Raw genomic sequence first — 24,470 nt, 5'->3', positions numbered from 1 at the left:
ATCCCAGCCCCGCCCGCCGCGGCTCATCGGCTAGCCCTCCGGCGCGAGCGGCACGAAGACGGTGCTGTTGCGGCGCTTGATGAGGAGCAGAACTGCCTTGCCCGCGCCGCCCGCGCGCAGCGCGCGGTTGTAGGAGTCAACGTCGCTCACCGCCTGGCGATTGACCTCAAGGATTACGTCGCGCGCCTGCACTCCGGCCTCTTCCGCCATGCTGCCGGGATCGACCGAGTACACGACCACGCCCCGGGTTTCGTCCAGGCCCATCTCGTGCGCAAGCTTGGGGTTGAGATCCTTGACCGTGAGTCCGAAGGAAGCGCCCGCCTTGAGCGGCCGACCGCTGGTCGCGGCGATCTGGGTTTCGTGTGACTCGGTGATCGTCACCGCGACCTCGATCTGCTTGCGGTCGCGGACCACGCTGAGCGTAGCGCTGCGGCCGAGCGTCGTCCGCCCAACCATCAGCGGAAGCTCGCGCGAGTCGCCGATCGGACGGCCGTCGTAGGCCACGATAACGTCGCCGCGTTTGAGCCCGGCGCTCTTGGCCGGCCCGTTGGGCAGGACCTCGGCGACCAACGCGCCGCGTGGTCCGGGCAGCCCCATCGACTCGGCAATCGCCGGCGTGACCCGCTGGACGTAGATGCCGAGCCATCCGCGCACCACCTTGCCGTGCTCCTTGAGCTGCGGCAGCTCCTGCTTGACCAGGTTTATTGGGATCGCAAATCCGATCCCGGTGTTCGAGCCGGTGCGGGTGAAGATCGCGGTGTTGACGCCGACCACCTCGCCCTGCAGGTTGATCAGCGGTCCTCCGGAGTTGCCCGGATTTATCGAAGCGTCGGTCTGAAGGAAGTCGTCGTAGTTGCCGGGGATAAAGCGGCCGCGCGCGCTGACGATTCCCGCGGTCACCGTGTGATCAAAGCCGAACGGATCGCCGATCGCCATCACCCATTGCCCGACCTTGACTTCGTCGGAATTGCCCAGCGGCGCTGTCGGCAGGTCATGACGCGCGTCGATCTTGAGCAGCGCGACGTCGCTCTTGGGATCGCGCCCGACCACCGCCGCCTTGTACTGGTTGCCGTCCTTGGTGGTGACGATGATCTTGCGCCCGTTCTCGATCACGTGGTCATTGGTCAGAATGTAGCCGGCGGGATGGATGATGAAGCCGGAGCCGAGGCTGCGCCCGTGCGGCTCACTGAACGGCTCGCCGAATTCGCCGAACGGCTCGCTGCCGGCGCCGCCGCCCTCGCCTTCCGCGCTCTGCGACGGGGCGCCGCGCTGCTCGGTCGAAATGTTGACGACGGCGGGGCCGAGCTGAGCGGCAAGCCCAACGAAGTCGGGCAGAGTTTCGGCCTTGGACGGACGCGCTGAGGCCGGCCGCTCGCCCCATAGCTGATCGGCGCGGGCGCGCGAAGCCGGTGTCCCGCACAACAGGCCGGCGGCGGCGAGGCCGATGACAGCGAGGTTCCAGAACCTGACGAACATCCGCGCTGGCTGAGCCGGGCCCGCTGCTCAGCCGACCCGGCGTGCGATCTCAACGTATTTCATTCTGAGATCAAAGAGAACGGCGTCGAGCAGCGCCTGTTCGTCGTGATCCAGATTGCCGCGCGTCTTGTCGCGCAGCATCCCCAGGATATCGATCATCTGCTGCGCCATCGCCAGATCGCGCCGTTGCTCGCCGCTGGACGGGTCGGGCATCTCGCCCAGGTGCACCAGCGCCTCGGTCGAAAGGCTCATCAGAAAGGCGGAGAAGTTGATCTCCGCAACCGCGCCCGCCTGCCGGGCGCCGGCGCCGGAGCGCATCTCTTCCGCGGCGCGGGGCGCCGAACGCGCCGCCGCGCCGCCGTCGCCAGGGGGCTGCGCAGTTCGCGGAGCCGACGCCGCGGCCCCGGCACCCTTGACGCCGGGCGGCGGCGCCGACGGCTCCTCGGTGCCGCTGAACTCGGGTTTAAGCTCGCCCTCGGCCGAGAAGCGGCGGCGGTCTTCGACCTTGAACCCCTTGGCGGGTTGTTCCTCTTCCGATCGGCTCATGGCTCAGGCCACTTGTCCGCTCACCGCCATCCGCTCCAGGCGCCGGATACGCTCCTCGATCGGCGGATGGGTCGAGAACAGGCGCGCGAGTCCTTGCGCGCTGAGCGGGTTGACGATGAACAGGTGCGCGGTCGCCGGACCCGCGTCCATCGGCAGCCGTTGGTTGGCCGCCTCCAGCTTGCGCAGCGCGCTGGCGAGGTAGAGCGGGTTGTGCGTGAGCTGCGCGCCGCTGGCGTCGGCCTGGTACTCGCGCGTGCGCGAGACCGCGAGCTGAATCAGCGTCGCCGCGACCGGCGCGATAATCGCCATCACCAGCAGATCGAAGAAGCTGCCGCGATCTTCGCCGTCGCGGCCGCCGAAACCGCCGAAAATTGCGCCCCACCTAATCATCGAGGAGATCATCATGATCGCCCCCGCCAGCGTCGCCGCGATCGAGCTGGTCAGGATATCGCGGTTGATCACGTGCGAAAGCTCGTGGCCGAGCACGCCCTTGAGCTCGTCGCGGCTGCAAATGCGCAGAATTCCGCGCGTCACCGCGACGGCCGCGTGGCTCGGGTTGCGTCCGGTCGCGAACGCGTTGGGGGTGTCGGTGTCAATCAGGTACATCCGCGGCACCGGAATATGCGCGTCGTGGGCGAGCTCGCTGACGATCGAGTAAAGCTCGGGTGCCGAGGTGGCCTCGAGCTCCTGCGCCCCGTACGCGCGCAGGACCAGCTTGTCGGAAAACCAGTAGCTGGTGAAGTTCATCACCAGCGCCAAAATGAAGGCGATTTCAAGGCCGCTGGCGCCGCCGAGCGTGCCACCGATCAGAAGCAGCAGCCCGGTCATCGCACCCAACAGCAGCGTGGTTTTGATTGCGCTCATGATTCAACCTTCAGGCAAACAGCGTGCCCTCCGATGACCTCCTTCACGAAGCCGGAAAATGCAAGGATTTTGGCGGCATTTCCACTGCCGAGGAGCCGGCTGCGGGGACAGTTTGAAGCTACGCCAGGCATTTCCGGTAGTCAACGCGGCGCCTTTTTTGCCCTTGCTTTTCTCATAAGCTAACCATCACTCGAACCGAATTCATCGCCCTCGGCCATCTCCGTGTGCGCCCGTCGGCGCCCTCCAATGAGAGACGGACGGAGCGGGGCAAAATTCGACCTGGCCGATATGCTCGGCGAGCGCCGACGCCACGCTCTCCACACCGAGGCGGTCGAGGGAATCGGCGCGCAGGACCCTCACGCGCCCGAGCGGACGCCATCGCCCGGGCTCGGTCGGCCCGAAGATCGCTACCCCGCGAGCGCCCGCGGCAGCCGCCAGATGCGAAACGCCGGAATCGTTGCCCACGAATCCGGACGCCATCGACGCGAGCCCGGCCACCGCGCCAAGCGCGAGGCCGCTCACCATCGCGACTCGGCGCGTGGCAAACAGCGGCGCCATCCCCGTCTCGGCCGGGCCGAGCACGGCGAGGGGACGCAAACCCGCCGGCAGGGCCGTGGCCAGGGCGACGAATTTTTCCAACGGCCAGTTCTTATGTGCACCGCCGCTACCCGGAAAAAGCAGCAACGCGCGGGCCGGGTCGAGGCCGCATCGCGCAAGCGCCTGCTGCGCCTCGGTGGCGTCGGTGTCAAGCAGGTCGATTCGCGCTTCGAGCGATGCGTCGGGCCCGGCGTACTCACCGATTTCTTCGAGGTAGGCCGCCGCAACATGTCCCGGCCGCGCCGGCCTGAAGGCATGGAAGCTGACCGCGGCCGGCGCCGCCGCCTCTTCGAGCGCGCGCCGAAAACGTTCGTCGCCCGACGCGAAGAACGAATAGATACGTGCGAAGCCGCGGAAGAATTGCGCGGCGGACTCGGCAAGCGTGCCGCCGGCGAACAGCGCCGCGATTTCGCGGCGGTCGATCGAGTGCGCGCGCGCGACCCCGATCCGGCCAATCGCAAGGCGCGCCAGCTCCTCACGCGCCATCAATTCCAGCGCGGTGCCGCGATGACGCCGGGCCAGCGCGCGCAGCGTCGGCAGAAGGCAGATTAAATCGCCGAGCGCGCCCGGAAAGATCACCAGTACCCGCGCGCGTTCATCCGAAGCATCGGCGGCCATCGCCCCACCACTTTAACATCGCCGCGCGCGCACCGCCGCTGAGCCTCGGATGGCACGGTGCAGGCCCGGCTTCAAAAACAGTCGCAAAACGGACGCGAATCCCGCTAATATCGCGCTATGCCCAATAGCGTAGCGCACTCGCCGCTCGATCTGATCGGTCACACCCCGGTAGTGCGGCTCAATCGGCTGCCCGGCCGTGACGACGCCGAGGTCTGGGCGAAGCTGGAAAGCTTCAATCCAGGCGGCAGCGTCAAGGACCGCATCTGTCTTGCGATGGTCGAGGCGGCTGAGCGTGAGGGCCGGCTGCGTCCCGGCGACACGATTATCGAACCCACCTCCGGCAACACCGGGATCGGGCTTGCGCTGGTCGCCGCGGTCAAGGGCTACCGGCTGATCCTCACGATGCCCGACACGATGAGCGAGGAGCGGCGCTCGTTGCTGGCCGCCTATGGTGCGCGCCTAGTGCTGACGCCGGACACGCGCGGGATGCACGGGGCGATCGCCAAGGCGCAGGAGCTGGTGCGCGACAACCCAGGCTTCTTCATGCCGCAGCAGTTCAATAACCACGCCAACCCCGAGGTCCATTACCGGACCACCGGGCCCGAACTGCTCAAACAGCTTGAACGGATAGACGCCTTCGTCGCCGGCGTCGGCACCGGCGGCACGATAACCGGCGTCGGCCGCTATCTGCGCGAGCATCTGGGCAACCGGCCGCTGATTGTGGCGGTCGAGCCGAAAAGCTCGCCGGTGCTCTCGGGCGGCGAGCCGGGATTTCACAAGATCCAGGGCATCGGCGCGGGCTTCGTGCCCGAGAACCTTGACACCCGCGTTTACGACGAGGTGATCGCGGTCAGCGACGAGGAGGCCACGATCCATTCGCGTCGCCTGGCGCGCGAAGAGGGACTGCTGGTCGGGATCTCGTCGGGCGCGGCATGCTGTGCGGCGCTCCAGATCGCCAAACGGCTCGGGCGAGGCAAGCTGGTGGCGACGATCTTCTGCGACACCGGCGAGCGTTACCTGACCACCGATCTTTTCCAGGCCGAAGGGATCTGAACGATGAGCGCGACGGTGACGAGCGGCGAGAGCGCGCTCGGGCTCGAACGGCTGCGGGCGATCTTCGCGCCGATGCGCTCGGTGATGGTCGCCTTTTCGGGCGGCGTGGATTCGACTCTGGTCCTGCGCGTCGCCCACGACACCCTGGGCGAGCGCGTGCTCGCGCTCACGACCACCTCGCCGACGATGCCCGAGGACGACCGTCGCTCGGCGTTGGCGATGGCCCGCGCGATTGGCGCGCGCCATCTGGTGATCGATTCCAACGAATTGGACATTCCCGGCTACGCGCAGAATCCGCTCAACCGGTGCTACCTGTGCAAACACAACCTGTTCAGCGTATGCGAGGCCAAGGCGGCCGAGCTCGGGATCGACGAAATCGTTGACGGGCTCAACCTCGACGACCTGCACGACTACCGTCCCGGGATGAAGGCGGCCTCGGAAAAGCGCGTGCGCCATCCGCTGGTCGAAGCCGAGATGGGCAAGGCCGCGGTGCGCGAGTTGTCGCGCGCGCTGGGGCTGCCAACCTGGGACCGGCCGGCTTCGCCCTGTCTCTCCTCGCGCTTTCCCTACGGCGCGCGCATCACACCGGAGGGTCTGAGCCAGGTCGAGCGCGGCGAGCACGCGCTGCACGAGATGGGCTTCCGGATCGTTCGCGTGCGCCATCACGGCGACGTCGCGCGGCTGGAGGTCGAGGCGAACGAGATCGCGCGCCTGCTCGAGCCGGCAACGCGCGAGGCCGTCGATCGCGAGCTGCGCAAGCTCGGCTTTCGTTTCGTGACCGTCGATCTGCGCGGCTTCCGCTCTGGCTCGCTCAATGAGGGCCTCGCCGCGGCCGAATCAGGCGCTGCGCGCCCACGTGTCCGCCCGTGACGCGCGGCTTCGTTTCACCCTTGCGTTGAAGAGCGCCTCGCCAGGAGTTCGGCGATCTCAAGGTCGGCCGTCGTCGTGATCTTGAGGTTCGCCGGCGAGCCATCGACGACTTCGACCCGCCCGCCGCATCGCTCTACCAGCTCGGCGTCGTCGGTCGCGGCCCATCGCTCGCGCGTCGCGCGCTCGTGCGCGGCGACGAGCAGATCGCGGCGAAAGGCCTGCGGCGTCTGCGCCTGCCATAGCCCGGTGCGCGGAATCGTCGCAACGATCGTGCGGTCCTGCATGCGTTTGAGCGTGTCGGCGACCGGAATCGCCGCGATCGCTCCGCCCGACCGCCGCGCCGTTTCGATGCAGACCGCGAAGAGCGCGGGCGGTGCGAACGGGCGCGCCGCGTCGTGCACGATTACGACCTCCGCCTCCGCGCTGGTCAGCGCAAGGCCGATTCGTACCGAGTCCTGGCGCTCCGCGCCGCCCGTCACGACCTTGAGCGGAATCGCCAGGCCGGCGCGCGAGGCCTCGGCGCGCGCCTGGGCTTCACCGCCTGCGGGCACGGTCACGACCGCCTCACCTATCTCCTCGACCGAGGTGACCGCGCGCAACGAGTAGTAAAGGAGGCAGCGGCCCCCAAGCGGCACGAACGCCTTGGGAACGCTCATCCCCAGGCGCGTGCCGCTGCCGGCGGCGACGATGATGGATGAAGCGCGCATCGGCGATGGCGGCCAGCTTATCGGGCGACACGCCCGGAGCGCAAAGCGCTCGCGGCAAATGCAAGTCGGGGGACCGGAATTACTTCCGATCCCCCGACTTTATGCGCGTCAGCAAAAGCGAACGTTCAGTTGGCGAAGATCGTCTTGAGCTCTTCCATGATCTTCTCCTCGGGATGGGCCTTGGCGATGGAGAGCTCCTTAACCAGCAAGCTGCGCGCGGTGTCGAGCATCTTGCGCTCGCCGAACGACAGCTCCTTGTCGCCCTTGAGCACCAGCAGATCGCGCAGCACCTTGGCGATCTCCAGCGGCGATCCGGTCTTGATCTTCTCAGTGTATTCGCGATAGCGGCGGTTCCAGGTCTGGGTGTCGCCGTCAACCTTGCGCTGGCGCAAAATGCGATAGATCTTGTCGACCACGTCCTTGCCGATCACCCGGCGCAGGCCGACCTGAGTGACGTTCTCGGTCGGGATCATGATCGTCATCTTCTCGGTGCCGAGAATCTTGAGCATGTAGAACCGGCGTTCGGTTCCGGAAATGACGCGACTCTGAATATCCTCGATTACGGCCACTCCGTGGGCCGGATATACCACCTTCTCGCCCTTCTTGAACGGCTGATTCACCATCTGTGCTTCCGCTCGAGCTCTCAGGCGCGGGGATTTCGGACGGTTGGTGACCGCAGTTCACTGCCACCCGATTTGCGCCGGCTCCTGCGCACATTATGGCACATCCGGGCGTCCTTTGTAACTGGGGCACGAGGAACGAAAACTGCTACGGGGGAGGCCTCAGCGCCTCTTTTCGAGGCTTAGCTCCATCACTATCGCATCCTCGCCGGGTCCGTAGTAGTTCCGCCTCAAACGCTGTTCTTCAAAGTGCAGCTTCCGATAGAGACTACGCGCGGCAAGATTTGAACGCCGAACCTCGAGAGTCACAAAATGGCTGTGTTTCGTCTTTGCTTCGCCAATTGACTCGTTCAAAAGCATCGTTGCGATGCCACTGCGGCGATAGTCGGGGTGGACCGCCACGTTGAGGATATGGCATTCGTCGGCCACCAGCCATCGGCAAAGGAATCCGACGGGCTGACCGCCTGCGCCGTTTTCGACCGCCACCAGGATACGCGAGAAGGGAAGCAGCAGCTCGCGCCTGAACGACTCCAGCGTCCAAGGCTGCGCAAAACACAGCCGCTCGATCTCAAGGATACGTGGGAGGTCGCGCTCCGTCGCCTCCCTGACCCGCATCATCCCTGCCCCCGAGTCCCTGCGCCGGTCGGCGCATGCCCAAACCGCGCTGGCAACTCGTCAAACGTACTCAGGCAACTCCGCTGGCGGATTCCGCCCCGGCCTTCATCACCACGATCTCCAGCACCTTGTTGCGCAGGCGATGCTTGAAGGCCGTGACGGGACGTTCGAACTCGATCCGGGTCAGGAAATCGGCGGGGAATGATGCTGAGATGTAGGACAGTCGCCGCATCGCCTCGCCTCTCACGCCTGCGCGTATCCCGAGTACGTTGCAATGCAGCGTGATGCTGTAATCGTAATCGGGCATCTCGTCGGGCAGATGCCAGAGCTCTTTGAGCGACGACGCCGGAATACGTCGCGGCAACTCGAGACTGACGAGGTACGCGTTGCCGTGCTCGACAACGGTGTAAACGGTACCGTAGCGGCGGTCGCGCTCGGTTTTCTCATCGTGGAGCGGGTTGCGAAAGCCGTCGAACGCGACGTGACGGTCCTGGCGGGTCGTTATCCTGCCGTCGCGAGCGCCGCCGAACAGCCGCTTGAGCCACGACCGCGCGCTAGTGGCGCTCCGGGTCGGCGCGGCGTCGGCCGCGCGCACCATTCTGAGCGCGGAGTCGAAGTCGCACTCCATCTCGCCGGCGAAGTGCTTCTCGGGCAGCGGCCCGGGCAGCGCGTGGTCGAGGCCGGGGGGAAGCGCCGTCATCGCCACCGGCCCGCGCGCGGGTGCGCTTGCCCGCAAAGAGTCTGGCGCGCTACCAGCGGCTGACGGAGCGGCGGTTTCGGTGGCGGTCGAATCCGCGATTCCGCTCGACTTAGACACATCCAGCACAGTATTGGTAATCATTGCGCGCGACTGGCAAAACGCTGTCCTCGATCTGGACTCAAAGAAGCCGAATACTGAGTACTGAGCCCGCCTGACCATAGCGGCGCCGAGTTTTGGATGTCAATCGCGCTGTCCCTGGCTCGAGACGATTATCTACTGACGGGCGGCGATCCGATACGCGCTGCTACTTTTGCTTGCCTGACCGGAATTGATTTGTAACGATGGTCTCGGTTTGCGCGGCGCATGGTCTTTTCCGCCGCTGTCTGAAGCTGTTTGATTGCTGCCACATAGTGAACCGGTTCTAGCAGGAGGTGGTTTCGGATGAAGAAGTTGGCCAGCGCGCTCGGAATCCTGACACTCGCGCTCTTCATGGCGGCGTGCAGTTACCAGAGCCAAATCGACCAGTCGACTCAGCAGGCTGAAGGTAGTGCGCAGTCGGCGGCCACTGCGGCGACCAACGCGCAGAATTCAGCGAATCAGGCGTCCGAGGCAGCTAAGAAGGCTGAGGAAGCGGCCTCTGGCGCGCAGGATTCGCTCAAGCGCGCCAACGATGCGGTTGCCCGCCTCGAAGCGGCCTTCTCGACCTCGGTCACCAAGTAGGAATTCTGTACCGGCGGAAGCGGTGGCTGAGCCGCTTCCGCCGCTTTTCCACCCGCCGCTTAGCGAATAGTGCGCGGCGCCTAGGGCTGCGGGGCCGTGCCGGAGCCGTGTGTTGACGGCTCCGATCGCTCAGCGCCATGCGCCAGTTCGCGGCGCGCCTGTTCGCGGGCTGCGTCGTTGCGTTCGATCCGCTCCTCGAGCTCACGAAAGGCGTGCAGCTTAAGCCCTTGGGCGGCGGCCGCCTGCTCGACATCGAGGCTGTGGTTGTGCTGCATCGCCCGATACACCGCGACGTACTTTTCGATGTCGGCGGACGATACGTCCTGGTCGTTCTGTGCGAGCACGGCTGAGGGCGCAAGCGCGCGGCGCGCCGCGGCCGAGGACGGCGCGCCGTCAAGCGCGGCGCCGAGCGTTGCCGCTGCCGCGCTCGCCAGCGCGAGATAGGCCGCCCCGGCGCAAGCCGCGGCGGCGAGTGCGGCCATCCCGCGCAGTCCTGTCGGCTTGTTCATCGCGCACTCCCCACTGCGGGTATCCTTGCACGGCGCGCCGCGCCGCACAAAGCGACGGCGGCTGTTGCAATGGCGGCGGGCGTGCTTATCTTGGTTGCGGTCGCCCGCCCGTGACTCGGCGGAGCAGTGTGTGGCCAATTCAACTATCCCGTACGGAGAATTTGATCGATGCCAGCCAAAGTCGTTGAGTTACACGAGAAGGCGCGTGCCGGAATCGTCGCCGGCGCCTGCCTGGTCGCCGACGCCGCACGCGTCACCCTCGGACCGAAGGGCCGCCACGTCATGCTCCAGAAGAGCTTCGCCGCCCCCGTCATCACCAAGGACGGCGTCACCGTGGTCAAGGAGATCGAGCTCGAGGACAAATTCGAGAACATGGGCGCTAAGCTCATCCGCGAGGTCGCCCAGAAAACCTCCGACGTCGCCGGCGACGGCACCACCACCGCTACCGTCCTCGCACGCGCGATTGTGCGCGAGGGCATGCGCCTGCTCGCCGCGGGCATCGCGCCGATGGAACTCAAGCGCGGAATCGAGGCCGCGGTGGCCAAGGCTGTCGCGACGATCAAGGCGATGGCCAAGCCGGTAAGGGATTATGAGCGGATGGTGCAGGTGGCCACGATCGCCGCCAACGGCGACCGCGCGATGGGCAAGATCATCGCCGACGCCATGGATAAAGTCGGCAAGGAGGGCGTGATCACGGTCGAGGAGGCGCGCGGGCTGGACACCACGCTCGACCTGGTCGAGGGAATGCGCTTCGACCGCGGCTATCTCTCGCCCTACTTCATCACCAACCCCGAGCGGATGACGGTCGAGCTCGAGGAGCCGCTGGTGCTCTTTCACGAAAAGAAGATCTCCAACATGCGCGAGTTGCTGCCGGTGCTCGAGCGCGTGGTTCACGCCGGCCGCCCGCTGCTGATTATCGCCGAAGATGTCGAGGGCGAAGCGCTCGCCACGCTGGTGGTCAACAAGCTGCGCGGCACGCTGCGCGTCGCCGCGGTCAAGGCGCCGGGCTTCGGCGATCGGCGCAAGGAGATGCTGACGGACATGGCGATTCTCACCGGCGGCCAGGCGATCGCCGAGGAGATGGGGCTGAAGCTGGAAAACGTCCAGCTGAGCGCGCTCGGCCGATGCCGCCGCGTAATCATCGACAAGGACAACACCACGCTGGTCGGCGGTGCGGGCAAGAAGTCCGAGATCCACGGCCGCATGGAGCAGCTGCGCAAGCAGATCGCCGAAACCACCTCCGACTACGATCGCGAAAAGCTCGAAGAGCGCCTGGCCAAGCTTGCCGGCGGCGTCGCCGTGATCAAGGTCGGCGCGGCCACCGAGGTCGAGCTCAAGGAGCGCAAGGCGCGCGTCGATGACGCGGTCCACGCGCTGCGCGCGGCGGTCGAGGAGGGCGTGGTGGCGGGCGGCGGCGTCGCGCTGGTGCGCGCGATTAAGGATGTGCAGGCGCTCAAGTTGAGCGAAGAGCGCAAGGCTGGCGCCGACATCATCGCGCGCGCGATGAGCGAGCCGCTGCGCCAGATCGTCGCCAACGCCGGCCGCGAGCCGGCGATAGTTTATCACCAGGTGCTCGACGGCAAGGGCGACTGGGGTTTCAACGCGTTCACCGAGGAATTCGAGGATCTGGTCAAGGCGGGCGTCATCGACCCGGCCAAAGTCGTGCGCGCGGCGCTCGAGAATGCGGCGAGCGCGGCGGCGATGATGATTACTACCGAAGCCGCGATCGCTGAACGGCCGCGCAAGCCAGTGTCCCCGACGCTACCGGCCGGCGCGGGCGGTGGGATGCCAGGGATGGGTGCGCCGGGAATGGGTGGCGGCATGGGCGGCATGGGCGGCATGGGCGGCATGGACGACCTTGGCGGCGAAGATGACTTTTAACTGGCATACTCTAGCTAGTTGAAGCGCCGTGGCGTAAGTAAATTTTCATTGCGCCTTGATTATTCAGATATAAGAACTTTTGATTGCGAGGGCTTTCCAACTTGTGTAGAGTTTTTCTCGGCCCCGGAAATCAGTTTCGCTCCGGATCCAGAATGCGGTGAGATTCTTCAACGGCGCCGCAAGCCTTGAAGGAGGAAGGAACATCAGGATGGAAGGGTTAACAAGGACTTCGAAGCTCGTCGGACTTGCCGGGGCTGCACTGGCGCTTACGCTGCTCGCCGGATGCACCGGCCAGGACGCCGCTCAGCGTGCACAGCAGGCGGCACAGCAGGCTGCCTCCTCAGCGCAGAGCGCGGAGGCCGCCGCCAATTCGGCACAGCAGTCGGCGGCCGCGGCACAGGCTGCCGCGACCCGCACTGAGCAGGCCGCTTCCGACGCGAAGGCGGCTGCGGATCGTGCTGAGGCGATCGCCGCCAAGACCACGACCATGAAGCGGCGGTACCATCGCATGGTCCGCCATCACCGCGCGCATCATCGCGCGATGAAGAAGGCGGCCGAGGGCGCGCCGGCGGCGGCCGCGCCTGCGGCTCCGGCGGCCCCTGCGGCTCCGGCGCCCGCGGGCACTCCGTAGTTTTTCGCGACGGACACAGGGAAAGGGCGGCTTGTTGATAGTCGCCCTTTTCTTTGTGTTGGCTCCTGTGTATAGGGAGCTCGCCTGCGACTGACTATTCGATCACCGCACGGGGCCGGTCGCGGCGTGCATCGACTATACACAGGAAGCCAAACGGCCCGCGCCCCAGCGCGGCCAACTGATGAGGCTGTTCGGGCCCGATGTAGATCGTGTCGAGCCGCCTCATTTGGTACTGCCTCTCTCCCACGCGCACGCGTCCGCGCCCGCGCAACGCGATTACTACGTGCGAGTGACGATGGAGTTCGAAGCTGGTGAATCCGCGCGGCTCGAGCTCGAAGTAGCGCACGTGGAAACGCACGCGCTCGCCGCGCTTGCCGACCAGCACCTGGCGCGACGCGCCGCGAAACTCGCCGCCGCGATACGTGCGCAGCTTGTACGGCTCCACTTCGATTCCGTCCCATCGATAGCCCGCGATGAACCGCCGCAGGACGGGAATACGGCCCTGCACATGCTCGGTGGGCATCGATCCGCCGCCCGCGCGCGAGCTGCGCCCGCGCGGCGCCCGCCGTTTTCGTGAACCAGGCTTGAACACGCTTGTGCTCGCGCGCCGTGCCCGCCTGCTTCGCCTGCCGCTGATGCGTGCGCCACGCATTCGCCTAAACCTCGCGAGGCGTCAGTGACCGGATGGCTCTATCGGTCCGCTGGGCGCTACTCGCCGAATGTTACGATCACCTTGAGCGATTCGGGCTTCTGCGCGGCCGCATACGCCTCGGCCACACGGCGCAACGGAAAACGATGCGTGATCAGGTCGGTCGCGCGCAGCACGCCGCGCTCGACCAGCTCGAGCGCCTGGCGGGTGTCGTCCGGTCCGCACGAGTAGCTCGGCACCAGACGCGTCTCATTGAAGTACAGATCGTGTGGCCGCAGCATCAGCTCGTCCTCCGGCGGGGTTGCGGTGAACTGCACCACGGTCGCTCCCTTACCCGCCGCGGCCAGGCCCTGGGCGATCGCCTTGCTCGTGCCGGGCCCGACGATCACGACGTCGGCCATCGCGCCACCAGTCGCCGCGCGCACTTGTTCGGCGAGGTTGTCACCGGCGACCACCACGCCGGTGTCGGCGCCGAGTTCGACCGCACGGCGCGCGCGCGCCTCGAACAGGTCGGCGCCGATGATCCGGCCGGCGCCGAGATGGCGCGCGAGCATGACGTGCATCATACCCATGATCCCGAGACCGATTATCAAAACGGTCTCGCCCGGCTTGAGCCCCGAGCGGCGCAGCGACTTGACCACGCAGGCCGCCGGCTCGATCAGCACTCCCGCCGCGTCATCGACGCCGCGCGGCAGGCGCAGTGTGTCGCGCTGGTTGTGCGCGCCGACCACGAAATATTCGGCCATCCCGCCCGGCAGCAGCTTGGTTGCGCGCCAGGTTGCGCACTGCACGAACTCGCCGCGCCGGCACGCCGCGCATTCGAAGCACGGCGCGTGATGGTGAACGAAGACGCGCTCGCCCGGACGAAACGCGGTGACGGCGGCGCCGACTTCCTCGACCACGCCGACCGGCTCGTGGCCGAGCACCAGCGGCGCCTTGCGCCGGATGTACCAGGGCATGATGTCGCCCGAGCAGATGCCGCAGGCACGCGCGCGCACCAGAATCTCGTCGGGGCCGGGCGCCGGGCGCGGATCCTCCTCGACGCGGATATCGCCAAAATCGTAGAGCCGTGCAACTTGCATGTCAGGATGAGACTTTGTTTCCCGCGGCGCGCGATGTCAAATCCCGCCGGCGCGCGCGCCGCGCGGGTGCGCGGGCGCGGACGAAGTGTTAGGCTCACGGCATGCCGCGGCCCGTGTGCCCGCCAATCGCCGCCGACGTGATCGCCGAGATCGGCGACCGGATCGTGCTGATCGAGCGGCGCAACTTTCCCCTCGGATGGGCGATTCCGGGCGGCTTCGTCGAGGTCGGCGAGCGGGTTGAGGAGGCCGCTATTCGCGAGGCGCGCGAGGAGACGTCGCTGGAGGTCGAACTGCGCGCGCTGCTCGGCGTCTATTCGCGGCCCGACCGCGACCCGCGCGGACACACGATAAGCGTGGTGTATGTCGGACGCGCACGCGGCATCCCGCGCGCTGCCGACGACGCCAAGGGCGTCGCCCTTTTCGCTCCCGACGCGCCTCCCGCGCCGCTCGCCTTCGACCACGCCGAGATCCTCGCCGACTATCTGCACTTCCTGCGCACCGGCAAACCGCCCGCGCCGCACCGCTGATCCCAGCGCCTCGCGCCGGCGCTGCACGGTCGGATTCTGGCGGATATCGACGTGCTGCTCGCCCGCCGGCGCCATCACTGGTTCCATTGGCGCCAGCTCGATGCCTCTGGTCACACATGGCGCCGTTGCACACGCGGTTGGCACAACTGATGCGACCTGATGCTTGCGGCCCGAGGCAGGCAAAGAAATGAGGACGCAACCGCGATGTGGCTAAGGCTTACCGAACAGGCGACCGGCGCAACCGTATGGGCAAACAGCGATTTGGTTACGCACGTCTTCGATTCGCCCAAGGGCGCCAGTGTCGGCTGCAAACTTGTCTTCACGAACTCCAATGAGTTGGCGGTCAGGGAAGTGATCGACTGGGTCATGGCGCATCTGACCGAGACCAGCATCTCAAGCGCCACGATGACCTGATTCATCGCCCCGGCCGACGCGCGCGTGCGCTCGTTGGAAGGACAACAAATTGCCGCCGCACCGCCGCGCGGCGGTCGTCCGCCCGCGCGCGGTCTGCCCGTTGTCGCGCCGCCTGCCGTCGTCTGCGGTCGCCTCTCGCTCGAGGGGCTTGCACGCGCCGCGCTTCGTCCCGCGGTTGTGGCAGCAATCTGGGTCGCGGTGCTGCTGCATCTGCTGGCCGTCGGCGCAAAGCTCGGCGGCGGCGCCGGACGCCCCGATTTCAGCCACTATTACGCCGCGGCGCTCGCCGCGCGCAAGGGGCTCGATCCTTACACGATCGATTTGAAGCGCTTCGCCGCCGCCCGCAGTCTCGACGTCGGCCGCACCGTAAGCGCCACCGGGACGCCCAGCTTCATTCTATGCTTTGAGCCACTGACTCTGCTCTCGCCGCAGGCGGCGTATCGGGCGTGGACCGGCATCAACTTTTTCCTTCTCGTAGCCGCGCTTGTGACGCTGATCGGCGCCGAGCGCGGGCTGGGCTGGCGGAGCCGCTCGGCGATGGCGGCGCTGGCGCTTCTCTATCCTCCGTTGGAGGTGCATTTCCAATACGCCCAGAGCCAGATCGTCGTGCTTGCGCTGCTGGTGCTGATGCTGCGCGCGCTGGAGCGCGGGCGCGACGCGACGGCGGGGCTCGCGCTTGCGCTGGCCGGCCTGCTGCGCGGGTTTCCGCTGATCATGGCAGGATGCCTGGTTACGCTGAAACGATGGCGCGCGCTGGGATACGCCATGGGCGCGTTTGCCATCGGCGCTTTTGCAACCGCGATTGCGTTCGGCCTGGCGCGCGCTGTCGGCTTTACCCGCGCGATCAAGCTCATCACCAGCGCGCAATTCGTCGCGGTGCCGGCGAACGTCGCGCTGGGATCATTTGTCTCGCGTCTTTGCTGGTACGGGTGGGCGGTCGGATTTGGAGAAGGCTTTCTCACGCTCCGGCTACCGGCCGCGATCCTCGCCGAGATCGGGCTGCTCGCGTTGACCGTGCGGGCGACACTGCGCTCGCATCACTGCGGCGGCGGCGGCGTCGGCGTTGGCCGCGCCGTTGCGCTATGGATCTCGGCGGCGATCCTCCTCGCGCCGACCGCTTGGCTCCATTACATGGTGCTGCTGCTCGTCCCGTTCGCGCTTATCGCCGCGGCGGCCGCGCGCGGCGAGAACGTGTCGCACGCGGCGCCGGTGGCCGTTGCGAGTTACCTGACGATCGCGGGCGCGATGGCGGCGGTCTCGGTGCTGCCGGACGGGACTTCGGCGTGGCTCAGGCTGGGTCTGGAGGAACTCGGCTCGGTATCGATGCTCGCCGCGTACGCCGCCGGCTACTGGTTCGCAGTCGACGGATGGCGGGGAGATACGCCGCCCGTCGGCGCAACATGAACGGCGTCGACAGTATTCAGATAGCTGCGGCTGGCGCGCCGCAGGCATGGGTTTCGGGCGCGGGCCTGGGGGCCACGCTCAGGCGCCCGAGCATGATCGCGATCCTGTGGGCGGCGGCACTTGTCCACGTTGGGCTGACCGCCGCCGAGCTTCCCGCACGCGCCGGGCGTTTCGACTTCAGCATCTACTACGCTTCGGCGCTCGCGCTGCGCCAAAATCTCAATCCCTACCGGATCAACCTGGCACGGATCGGAGCGCCGCTCGGCCTGGAGACGGCGCCAATCGAACATGCGACCGACCCGCCAGCATTCCTGGTTTGCTTCGAGCCGCTGACGTTGCTGCCCGTGCGTGCGGCGTACTGGGTGTGGATCGCGCTGAATTTGGCAGCGCTGCTCGCCGCGCTCCGGCTGCTGCTCGGGGCGCCGTCGGGCATCGATTCGCGGCTCGGATTGGCGTTGGGGGCGCTGGCCTTGCTCTACCCGCCGGTGGGCGACCATTTTTTCTGGGCGCAGAACAAGTTGCTCGTGCTGCTCTTGCTGGTTCTGATGGCGCGATGGATGCAGCAGCGGCGCGACGCGGCGGCGGGGCTCACTCTGGCGGTAGCGGGACTCTGGCGCGGCTTCCCGTTCATTCTCGTCGGCTACCTCGTGTTGGGCCGGCGATGGCGCGCGCTCGGCTTCGCGATGGCAGGTACTGCGGCGGGCGCGGTGGTGACGGTCGCGATAGCGGGTGTGCCGGCGTCAGTGGGTTTCCTCTCCATGGGCCTGCGCGAGGCCACCTTGCAGCGCTTTATGGCCGAGCCGATCAATCTGGCACTGTCCGCCTTCGTCTCCCAGATTTTGTGGTACGGCGCGCTTGCTCTGAATCTGACTGCGGGCACGGGCTTCGAGGCGTTGCGCCTGTGCGCAATTGGGCTGGCGGAGCTCGGCTTGCTCGCCGCCACCGTCGGCGCGACGGCGCGGCGCGCCGCAGAGGGTGACCCCGAGTTGGGGGCATTCGATCTGTGGGTGGTGGCGTCGGTGATGCTGGCGCCGACGGCCTGGGTGCACTACTTCGTTCTGATGCTGCTCCCGTTCGCCGGGATGGTCGCGGCCGCCCAGCGCAGAAGCGCAAGCGGCCGGGCGCTGTGGATGGCGGCGGGGAGCTATCTGATGATCGCGGCTTCGATGGACCTCAGAGGACGCTTCGGACCGCACTCGACCAGCGCCATTTTCATCGCGGCTGCCGAGGGCGGCTTCGTCTCGCTCGCGATGGCCTATGCTTCGGTCTATTGGTTCATGAGCGATGACCAGCGGCCTGCCCACCTTTGAGGTAGCCGCTCCCCAGGGAGCTCCTGCCGAAGGTTACGAGCGAAAAAATGGCTTTGTTTTCGCGGTGCTTTTAGAAGTCTGCTCAAGCGGGTCGGAACCCCTTACGTGGCAGCGGCGCCCAAGCTGCGTTGTGCCTCTGCCACGTCTAAAGCTGTGTTTAGATAGTACAAGACGAAAAAACATAAGATTTATCGTTTAAAATCAAATGGCATGCTTGATGCTGTCACCCAGATCTGCTATCTAAAGGTGAAAATGAATTAATAAAGATGTCGAAAGGGGTCTTATGAGCCAAAAGCGTCTAAGTCGCGGCCAGATGATCGTGGTCACGACCCTTGTGATTGGCACGCTCATTGGTGTCGGTGGCCTCGCCTCCGACATTGCGCTGCTCTACTTCAACTGGGGCCAGCTGCAGAAGGCCTCGGACGCCGCAGTGCTCGCCGGCGCCGGCTACTTGCCTGGCAACCCGTCCCGGGCGCAATCTACCGCCAACACCTACGCCAATACCGACGGCGTCAAGAATGCCGAGATCGCATCGACCTCGGTCGCCGCCGACAACATGTCGATCAGCATGAGCACCACGCGCCGGGTGCCCTACTACTTTCTGCCGATGGTCGGGCTGAGCTCGGGCACAGCGACCGCGTTTGCAAAGGCGGGAATCAAGCAGAACACCTGGGGCACGCGCGGTTTGATTCCCGTGGGGCTGCCTTGCTCCACCACTTCGTGCAACTACACTGAGGGCACCGAATACCAGCTGGTGCAGGCTGGAGCCAACGGCAACGGCGGCAGCTGGAATGTTGGACCCGGCAACTGGGGCCGGCTTGCGCTCGGCAGCTCTGGAGCGAACCAGTTTCTGAACAACCTCGAAAATGGCTATCAGGGAGCGCTCAATCTGAGCGCGATCGATGTCGAGACCGGACAGGTCAACGGCCCCACCGCCACCGGCGTCGGCTACCGGGTCGCGATGGGCCAGGCGATCAACCCTCAGGTGACCACCCCACCGACCTCGCTCAGCGACGCGCCGGCCTACGATCCGCGGCTGGTGGCAGTGCCGATGATAGATTTCACCGGCGTCACCGGCTCCTCGGTCACGGTGCCGGTCGTTAAGATGGCGATCATGTGGATCGACTCCTATACCAGCCAGGGGTCGCAGAAGACGCTCAACGCCGTCTTCCTGGGCACCATCTCCCTGGACGATATCCCCTCCAGCGGCGGCAGCTTTGGCAGCGGATCGCCGATGCTGCTTCAGTAGCGCCGCGGCGGCCGGCAAAGCGAAGCGCCCGACAGCATAAAGCCCTTCTCGCGGAAGGGCTTTATGCGTCGGGCTGAACGTTTCCCGGATTTTGGGACGCCTCGGCGGGCAGGCGCGAGGCACTTGCGTTAGCAGCGCCGCGCGGCCAGCGCCAGCTTGTTCCCCCAGTGCCCGCATGCGAGGTTGGCGGCCCAGAACGCCGCGCGGCAGCCGGCAAAGGCCGGCGCACGGTCGAACCGCCGCCACCATGCGGGCGGCTGATGCGGGTAGTACATCAGCGTGCGCTCCCAGCGCAGTTCACGGTAGCCGGCGCCGCGCAGGATCCCCGCCACCTCGCGCGGAACCAGCCGCTTGACCTTGTTTCCAGCTTGCTCGACGTCCACCGCGATTCCGAGCCGGACCGCGAGCCGGGTCAGCGCCGCGCGCGCAGGGTCCAGAATCAGCACCGCCTCGCGGGCGACCCGCGCCATCTCTCGGATCGCGCGCTGCGGGCGATCGAGATGGTGCAAGCCGTCGTGGACCGCGACGACGTCGAAAGCGCCGTCGGCAAGGGCCAGGTTTTCGGCGTCGCCGACGAAGAATTTCGCCGCAAAGCCGTAGCGGCGCGCGCGTTCGCGCGCGCGCGCGACGGCCGCGGATGAGAAGTCGACGCCGGTGACGGCGGCGCCGGCGCGGGCGAGCTTCTCAGCCATCATGCCCGACCCGCAACAGACCTCGAGCACGGAGCGCCCACCAAGTGGCAGCCCGAGCACCCGCATCCCGGCGCGGAACCGGTACTCGATGAGGAATTCGTACAGCCGCCCGCATCCGTGCGGCCGCGTGATCTCGAACTCCGCATCGCACCCCTCGTCGTAGAACGAGAGCTGGCGCGCGCGGACGCCCGCGCACGCATTCTCGTGCAACGTCCGCTCGGTCTGCATCCCAGTTAGCCGCGGGTTTCGAACCTTCGTCGTGGGCTGCGACGCTTTGCCCCGCTCAGCAGGCGCGGCCTACCCGCTACCAGCCGTCGCCGCGCATCACCTTGGCCATCGTGCGCGCCATGATCTTGAGGTCCAGCCACAGCGACCAGTTGTCGAGGTACTCGCAGTCGAGCTTCACGACCTCTTCGAAATCCTTGACCGCGCCGTTGCCATTGAGCTGCCAGAGCCCGGTCAGCCCGGGCCTCATGCTGAGCCGGCGATGGTGATGCTCGTCGTAGGCTGAGACCTCGTCCTCGGTCGGCGGACGCGTGCCGACCAGGCTCATCTCGCCGCGCAAGACGTTCCAGAACTGCGGCAGTTCGTCGAGATGGCGGCGGCGTAGCTTCTGCCCGGTCGGGGTGACGCGTGGGTCGTTGCTGAGCTTGAAGATCGGCCCGCGCATCTCGTTGTATGCGCTAAGCCCGAGCTTCAGCTCCTCGGCACGGGTGTGCATCGTGCGGAACTTGAACAGCGTAAAGCGCCGCCCGTTGCAGCCGACGCGCTGCTGGCGAAAGAGCGTCGAGCCACCGCTCTCCCGGCTCAGCCGCCGCCCGTACCACAGCCAGGCGCATCCGCAGGCGAGCAGCCCGGGCACGGCACCGGTTATGTCGAGCGCGCGCTTGGCCGCCAGATGGAGCGGGTTCTGCGGCACAGCGGCCAGCGAAAGCACGAACGCGCCGTCGCCAAAGTGCTCGGCCGTCCAAACGCCGAGTGGTGGCCGCGGCGTCTCGACCAGCACTCGCATCACCACCCCGCGCATCGCGCACAGTCGGCCGAGCCGCTCGAGCGCGCGGCCATCGAGCGTCGCGGCAACCATCACTTCGTCGATCACGTGCGTGCGCATCAGCGCCGACACGTCGTCGAGCCCGCCGAGCAGCGGCGGCATGTCTGGCAGCGTCGGCGCAGCGGGCGCCGCGCCCTCCGCAGGAGCGACGATTCCAACGATGTCGGCGAGCATCGACGCATGGCCGGCGATGAGTTCCAGCCAACGCCGGGCTTCGGCAGGCGATGCCACCAAGAGCAGCTTGCGCCGACCGGGACCGGGGCACCTGCGCATCCGTTCGAGCCAGCTGCGCAGGGCGAATTTCTGCGCCGCCAGCGCGACGAAACTCAGCGCGATGAAGGTCTGAAGGAGCAGCCTGCTTATGCCGGCTGACTTGCTGAGGTACATCGCGCTGAGCAGCGCGAGGCCGGCGACGAAATGGCACTGGAGCAGACGCGCCAGCAGGCGCCCGGCCGCAGTGTAGGTCGCCGAGCGATAGAGGCCGCAGGCGCGCAGGCATATCAGCCAGATTCCGACGCTCAGCGCGAGCACCCACAGATACGGCGAAAAGGCAACGAACGCGCGGCCGAAAATTGTACCGATAGCAAAGTAGGCGGCGGCGAAGCTGGCGGCTAGGGTCGCCGCGTCGAGCAGCGCGAGTGCGCTGCGCATCAGCTTTCTGCGCGCTACCAGCATCCCACAGTCCGAAAATTAATTTGTCGCGCGGGCCGAGCCGTTCGCGGCTTAAAGACGCCGAACTAGCGATCCGTTGAAAGTGGGCGCCCCAGCCCTTGGGCCACCCTGCGCTGAAAATCCAGATAGTGCGCCCGATAGCCGGGGTTGGCGGGCGCCAGCTGCAGCGCGCGAGCGAGATCGCGCTCAGCATCCGAAAATCGATAGTCGCTTTCCTCGGCGAGGCCCAGGTAAAAGTGCGCCTCCGCCGCCGCGGACCTAACTTCGGTTGCGCGGCGCAGGTTGAGGGCCGCGCGGTCGTATTTTTTTTGATTGAGATAGAAGATGCCGAGCCGCAGAAGCGCATTGTAAGTCGGCCGCGAATCGACGGCGCCGCGCAGCGCAATCTCCACCATCCGCGTGTTGCCCTCGTGCTGTGCCGCGTCCGCCAGCGCCTGGTAGAGCACCCCGCCGTCGGCCCCGGCGCGGATGCCTTTCGCGACAACGTTGCGCGCCGCTCCCAGCTGATCGCGCGGCCCGTAAACCATCGTCACCAAATACTCGTACGGCCGGGTGTCGGCGGGATCGACGCGGATTGCCGCCGCGAGGGATTCCCGGGCCGCCTGCGGATTGCCGGCGCGAGCGTACGAAACGCCCGCGCCGAGCAGGTAGCTCTCGCGCACGTCCGGATCGTGCTGCCGGTCCGCCGCCTTGCGGTAGAGCTGCGCGGCGTCGCCAAAGCGGTCGAGCGCTCCGTAGAAATCCGCCATTGCCGGGACGGCGCCGTCATACCCGCGCCCGACGGCTTCCTTGAATCCCCGCTCCACCGCAGCCCGCTCGGCGGCCGAGAGCCACTGGATTAACCTCCGGTTGAGATAGGAATGCGTCGAGAGCGAGGGCGAGTCCGCAACCGATCGAGTAATATCGTCGAGCGCCCGGGCGCCCATCCCCCGCCGCAAGAGCGCTTGCGCATGGAGGTCGCGCGGATATGGATTGGTCGGGTCCAACCACAACGCCGTATCAAGCTCTTCAAGGCGCCGGCGCTGGGACATCCGCGCGCCAGCCATCGCGAGCAGCTCCAGATGTGGCGTGGATTCGGCGGGATGCGCCGAAATCAGCGCTAGCGCCTGTTGCTGCGACGCCGGCCGCGCGATGTTGTACGGATACGGAGTTTTCTCCTGAGCGAGAGCGCACAAGGCCAAGCCCGCTGCCGCTGCCGTCGCACATGCGCCGGCAATCCGCCGCGAGCGCGGGCAATTCCCTGCATTAACTCCTGCAGCGGTGCGTCCTCCGCCCGCCATCCGGGCAGCCAGCGCGAGCAGAGTCGTGAACAGTATCGCGTTGGCCGGAGTGCGCAGGCTGAAATCGAAAAACTCGTGGAACGCGACCGCCGCGAGCGCGGCGCATACGGCCGCGAGTTCCGGTGAGAGCGGCGCTCCATTGGCGAGCCCCCGGTAGAGCTGCCGCCCGAGCGCGGCGAAGAAGCAGGCAACCAGCGCAAAGCCCGCAATGCCCGTCTCGGCAAGCAGCTGTGCATAGTCGTTGTGCGCCTCGCGGTACATCACCGGCGCCCATGGCGGACGGCGATAGTGCGGAAACAGCTCCGGCCAGCATCCGAGGCCCACGCCGAGCACCGGATAGTCGCGCGCCATCGCAAGCGTGTCGGCGGCCAGCCCCAGCCGGCCGCCGAAGCCGCTGTCGTCGTAAACCGTTTCCTGCAGCCGGAGATCGATCTGCCGGCGCCCCGGCGCGCCGATGAAAACGAACGCGGAGACGACCAGCGCGGCGGCAAGGACCCCGGCCGCGGAGGGCATCCCTGCACGGGCGAAGCCCGGCAGGCGCGGCCTCGCGCGCGCAGGCATACGCGCCGAGAGCACAAATAACGCGGCGAGCGCGATCGCACCCGCGATCCATGCGCCGCGCGAGAGGCTCAGCAGCAGGGCGCATACCACGAAAAACGCCGTCAGTGCGCTGAATACGCGAAATGCCCGCAGCTTTGAGAACAGGTCCGAGCGAAACATGGCGCCGCCGACCGCCAGCGGCAGCACCTGCACGAGATAGTCGCCGAAATGGTCGGGGCTGACGAACGGCCCGAACGCCCGCGCCGGAGCGCCGAGCTGCGGCGCGCCCCAGTCATAGGGAACGAACAGCCAGAGGATTTTCCCGTTCCAGTCGAAAAATTCGACCACGCCGACCACAGCGACAATCAGCCCGCTGATCAGCGCCGCTAACATGACCGTCCTGGCGACAGCCCGCTCGCTTTGAGCGTCGGCCCCAACCGGACAGAGAAAAACCACCAGGAACAGCGTCAAGTATGCCACCATCTCGAGCAGCGCGGGCCGCGTAATCGAGGGCGCGATCGAAATCCCACGCCATCCGCCACGCCCAGCGCCAAGGTTCAGAGAGTGGTTCGCCGAGCGAGCAGCAGCGGCCCGTGCCAAGGGCGCAAACGCAACCGCAGCGCCGGCCGCGATTTCGCCCATTGTGGGCAGTACGGTCCACGCGCCCGATGCAGACGGCGATGGTCGCGATGCGGCGGGGAGCTCGCCGGCTCGCGCATGCGGCCATCCGGGCATGCTCAGCGCATACAGCCGGTAGGTGTTGGGCGACACAACCTTGAGCAACGCGGGTGGCAGAGGCACCAACTGAATGGCGACCAGCGCCACGAATACAAGCGCCAGCGCAACGCCGCTGTGCGATGGCGGCACCGCCCTTCCTTTGCCGAGCGCGAGCGCCGCGCCGCAGAGCGCCGCCGTTACGAAGATAGACGCTTCGACAATCGCGAGCGCCCACGGATAGGCAGAACCCTCCGGCAGCGGCGCCAGCAGTATCAGCAACGCCAGTGCCGACAGGGCCAGCTTGCCGGTCCTGTTGAGACCTCTCACGTTTGTCTGCCGCGGGGATCTAGGCGGGGTCGCGCATGGCGCGCAGGAGGATGGCGGCGATTTCGGGGCGGGTGAACTCTGGCGGGGGAGCCTCGCCGCGGCGGAGCATCTCGCGCACCTTGGTGCCGGAGAGCAGCAGGCGGTCTGAG

Annotated in this window: 24 protein-coding genes; 10 read left to right on the top strand and 14 right to left on the bottom strand. The window is 66.8% G+C overall.

The window, feature by feature from the left end:
- Window positions 1–30: 30 nt before the first annotated feature.
- The 4 genes from VFB33_10285 to VFB33_10270 form a co-directional block, all read right to left on the bottom strand.
- Window positions 31–1,476, bottom strand: a complete 1,446-nt coding sequence (locus tag VFB33_10285) for a DegQ family serine endoprotease (protein HZO82068.1) — start codon at window positions 1,474–1,476, stop codon at window positions 31–33.
- Between the two features lie 27 nt (window positions 1,477–1,503).
- Window positions 1,504–2,022 carry a DUF1844 domain-containing protein gene (locus VFB33_10280; GenBank protein HZO82067.1) on the bottom strand — a complete coding sequence of 173 codons (519 nt, stop codon included), beginning with the start codon at window positions 2,020–2,022 and terminating at the stop codon, window positions 1,504–1,506.
- Between the two features lie 3 nt (window positions 2,023–2,025).
- Entirely contained in the window at window positions 2,026–2,886 is an 861-nt protein-coding gene (gene htpX / locus VFB33_10275) for a zinc metalloprotease HtpX (protein HZO82066.1), read from the bottom strand.
- Window positions 2,887–3,087: 201 nt separating this feature from the next.
- Window positions 3,088–4,101, bottom strand: coding sequence for a glycosyltransferase family 9 protein (locus VFB33_10270; GenBank protein ID HZO82065.1), 1,014 nt, complete (start codon window positions 4,099–4,101; stop codon window positions 3,088–3,090).
- A 117-nt stretch (window positions 4,102–4,218) separates the two neighbouring features.
- Between VFB33_10270 and cysK the strand changes: the two genes are divergently transcribed.
- Complete coding sequence (cysK, locus tag VFB33_10265) at window positions 4,219–5,154, top strand: cysteine synthase A (GenBank protein HZO82064.1); 936 nt, start codon at window positions 4,219–4,221, stop codon at window positions 5,152–5,154.
- Window positions 5,155–5,157: 3 nt separating this feature from the next.
- On the top strand, window positions 5,158–6,024 hold the full coding sequence (gene larE / locus VFB33_10260; GenBank protein ID HZO82063.1) for an ATP-dependent sacrificial sulfur transferase LarE: 867 nt from the start codon (window positions 5,158–5,160) through the stop codon (window positions 6,022–6,024).
- A 14-nt stretch (window positions 6,025–6,038) separates the two neighbouring features.
- On the opposite strand, the gene ispD is transcribed toward larE, so the two are convergent.
- The 4 genes from ispD to VFB33_10240 form a co-directional block, all read right to left on the bottom strand.
- Window positions 6,039–6,731 carry a 2-C-methyl-D-erythritol 4-phosphate cytidylyltransferase gene (gene ispD, locus VFB33_10255; protein ID HZO82062.1) on the bottom strand — a complete coding sequence of 231 codons (693 nt, stop codon included), beginning with the start codon at window positions 6,729–6,731 and terminating at the stop codon, window positions 6,039–6,041.
- A gap of 125 nt (window positions 6,732–6,856) precedes the next feature.
- On the bottom strand, window positions 6,857–7,354 hold the full coding sequence (locus tag VFB33_10250; protein HZO82061.1) for a CarD family transcriptional regulator: 498 nt from the start codon (window positions 7,352–7,354) through the stop codon (window positions 6,857–6,859).
- Window positions 7,355–7,513: 159 nt separating this feature from the next.
- Window positions 7,514–7,969, bottom strand: a complete 456-nt coding sequence (rimI, locus tag VFB33_10245) for a ribosomal protein S18-alanine N-acetyltransferase (protein ID HZO82060.1) — start codon at window positions 7,967–7,969, stop codon at window positions 7,514–7,516.
- Between the two features lie 67 nt (window positions 7,970–8,036).
- A complete protein-coding gene (locus VFB33_10240; GenBank protein HZO82059.1) occupies window positions 8,037–8,666 on the bottom strand; it encodes a hypothetical protein in 630 nt (209 codons plus the stop codon).
- A 441-nt stretch (window positions 8,667–9,107) separates the two neighbouring features.
- On the opposite strand from VFB33_10240, the gene VFB33_10235 reads away from it, so the two are divergent.
- Complete coding sequence (locus tag VFB33_10235; protein HZO82058.1) at window positions 9,108–9,386, top strand: hypothetical protein; 279 nt, start codon at window positions 9,108–9,110, stop codon at window positions 9,384–9,386.
- A gap of 80 nt (window positions 9,387–9,466) precedes the next feature.
- On the opposite strand, the gene VFB33_10230 is transcribed toward VFB33_10235, so the two are convergent.
- Complete coding sequence (locus VFB33_10230; protein ID HZO82057.1) at window positions 9,467–9,895, bottom strand: hypothetical protein; 429 nt, start codon at window positions 9,893–9,895, stop codon at window positions 9,467–9,469.
- 168 nt (window positions 9,896–10,063) lie between these two features.
- On the opposite strand from VFB33_10230, the gene groL reads away from it, so the two are divergent.
- Together groL and VFB33_10220 are read left to right on the top strand one after the other, a co-directional pair.
- Window positions 10,064–11,776: a chaperonin GroEL gene (groL, locus tag VFB33_10225; protein HZO82056.1), complete on the top strand. Its 1,713-nt coding sequence runs from the start codon at window positions 10,064–10,066 to the stop codon at window positions 11,774–11,776.
- A gap of 208 nt (window positions 11,777–11,984) precedes the next feature.
- Entirely contained in the window at window positions 11,985–12,407 is a 423-nt protein-coding gene (locus VFB33_10220; protein ID HZO82055.1) for a hypothetical protein, read from the top strand.
- 94 nt (window positions 12,408–12,501) lie between these two features.
- On the opposite strand, the gene VFB33_10215 is transcribed toward VFB33_10220, so the two are convergent.
- Both VFB33_10215 and VFB33_10210 read right to left on the bottom strand, forming a co-directional pair.
- On the bottom strand, window positions 12,502–12,930 hold the full coding sequence (locus VFB33_10215) for a cupin domain-containing protein (protein ID HZO82054.1): 429 nt from the start codon (window positions 12,928–12,930) through the stop codon (window positions 12,502–12,504).
- A 185-nt stretch (window positions 12,931–13,115) separates the two neighbouring features.
- Entirely contained in the window at window positions 13,116–14,138 is a 1,023-nt protein-coding gene (locus VFB33_10210) for an alcohol dehydrogenase catalytic domain-containing protein (protein HZO82053.1), read from the bottom strand.
- Between the two features lie 101 nt (window positions 14,139–14,239).
- Here VFB33_10210 and VFB33_10205 point away from each other — a divergent pair, with 101 nt between their 5' ends.
- From VFB33_10205 to VFB33_10185, 5 genes are all read left to right on the top strand, one after another.
- Complete coding sequence (locus tag VFB33_10205) at window positions 14,240–14,665, top strand: NUDIX hydrolase (protein ID HZO82052.1); 426 nt, start codon at window positions 14,240–14,242, stop codon at window positions 14,663–14,665.
- A gap of 204 nt (window positions 14,666–14,869) precedes the next feature.
- Window positions 14,870–15,079 (top strand): hypothetical protein, encoded by a 210-nt coding sequence (locus tag VFB33_10200; protein HZO82051.1) that lies wholly within the window; start codon window positions 14,870–14,872, stop codon window positions 15,077–15,079.
- A 177-nt stretch (window positions 15,080–15,256) separates the two neighbouring features.
- Window positions 15,257–16,483: a glycosyltransferase 87 family protein gene (locus VFB33_10195; GenBank protein HZO82050.1), complete on the top strand. Its 1,227-nt coding sequence runs from the start codon at window positions 15,257–15,259 to the stop codon at window positions 16,481–16,483.
- Window positions 16,447–17,793, top strand: a complete 1,347-nt coding sequence (locus VFB33_10190; protein HZO82049.1) for a glycosyltransferase family 87 protein — start codon at window positions 16,447–16,449, stop codon at window positions 17,791–17,793. The genes VFB33_10195 and VFB33_10190 overlap by 37 nt, the downstream gene beginning before the upstream one ends.
- 283 nt (window positions 17,794–18,076) lie before the next feature.
- Window positions 18,077–19,042 carry a hypothetical protein gene (locus tag VFB33_10185; protein HZO82048.1) on the top strand — a complete coding sequence of 322 codons (966 nt, stop codon included), beginning with the start codon at window positions 18,077–18,079 and terminating at the stop codon, window positions 19,040–19,042.
- Between the two features lie 128 nt (window positions 19,043–19,170).
- On the opposite strand, the gene VFB33_10180 is transcribed toward VFB33_10185, so the two are convergent.
- The 3 genes from VFB33_10180 to VFB33_10170 form a co-directional block, all read right to left on the bottom strand.
- The gene (locus tag VFB33_10180; protein HZO82047.1) at window positions 19,171–19,962 is read right to left on the bottom strand and encodes a class I SAM-dependent methyltransferase; all 792 of its coding nucleotides are present in this window, start codon (window positions 19,960–19,962) and stop codon (window positions 19,171–19,173) included.
- A gap of 76 nt (window positions 19,963–20,038) precedes the next feature.
- On the bottom strand, window positions 20,039–21,436 hold the full coding sequence (locus VFB33_10175) for a sugar transferase (GenBank protein ID HZO82046.1): 1,398 nt from the start codon (window positions 21,434–21,436) through the stop codon (window positions 20,039–20,041).
- A gap of 86 nt (window positions 21,437–21,522) precedes the next feature.
- Window positions 21,523–24,321, bottom strand: coding sequence for an O-antigen ligase family protein (locus tag VFB33_10170; protein ID HZO82045.1), 2,799 nt, complete (start codon window positions 24,319–24,321; stop codon window positions 21,523–21,525).
- Between the last annotated feature and the right edge of the window lie 149 nt (window positions 24,322–24,470).

This window comes from Candidatus Binataceae bacterium (assembly GCA_035650475.1).
Classification (GTDB): Bacteria; Desulfobacterota; Binatia; order Binatales; family Binataceae; genus JAKAVN01.
Note: the sequence above shows the minus strand (reverse complement) of the source record. Positions and strands in the feature narration are given on the sequence as shown.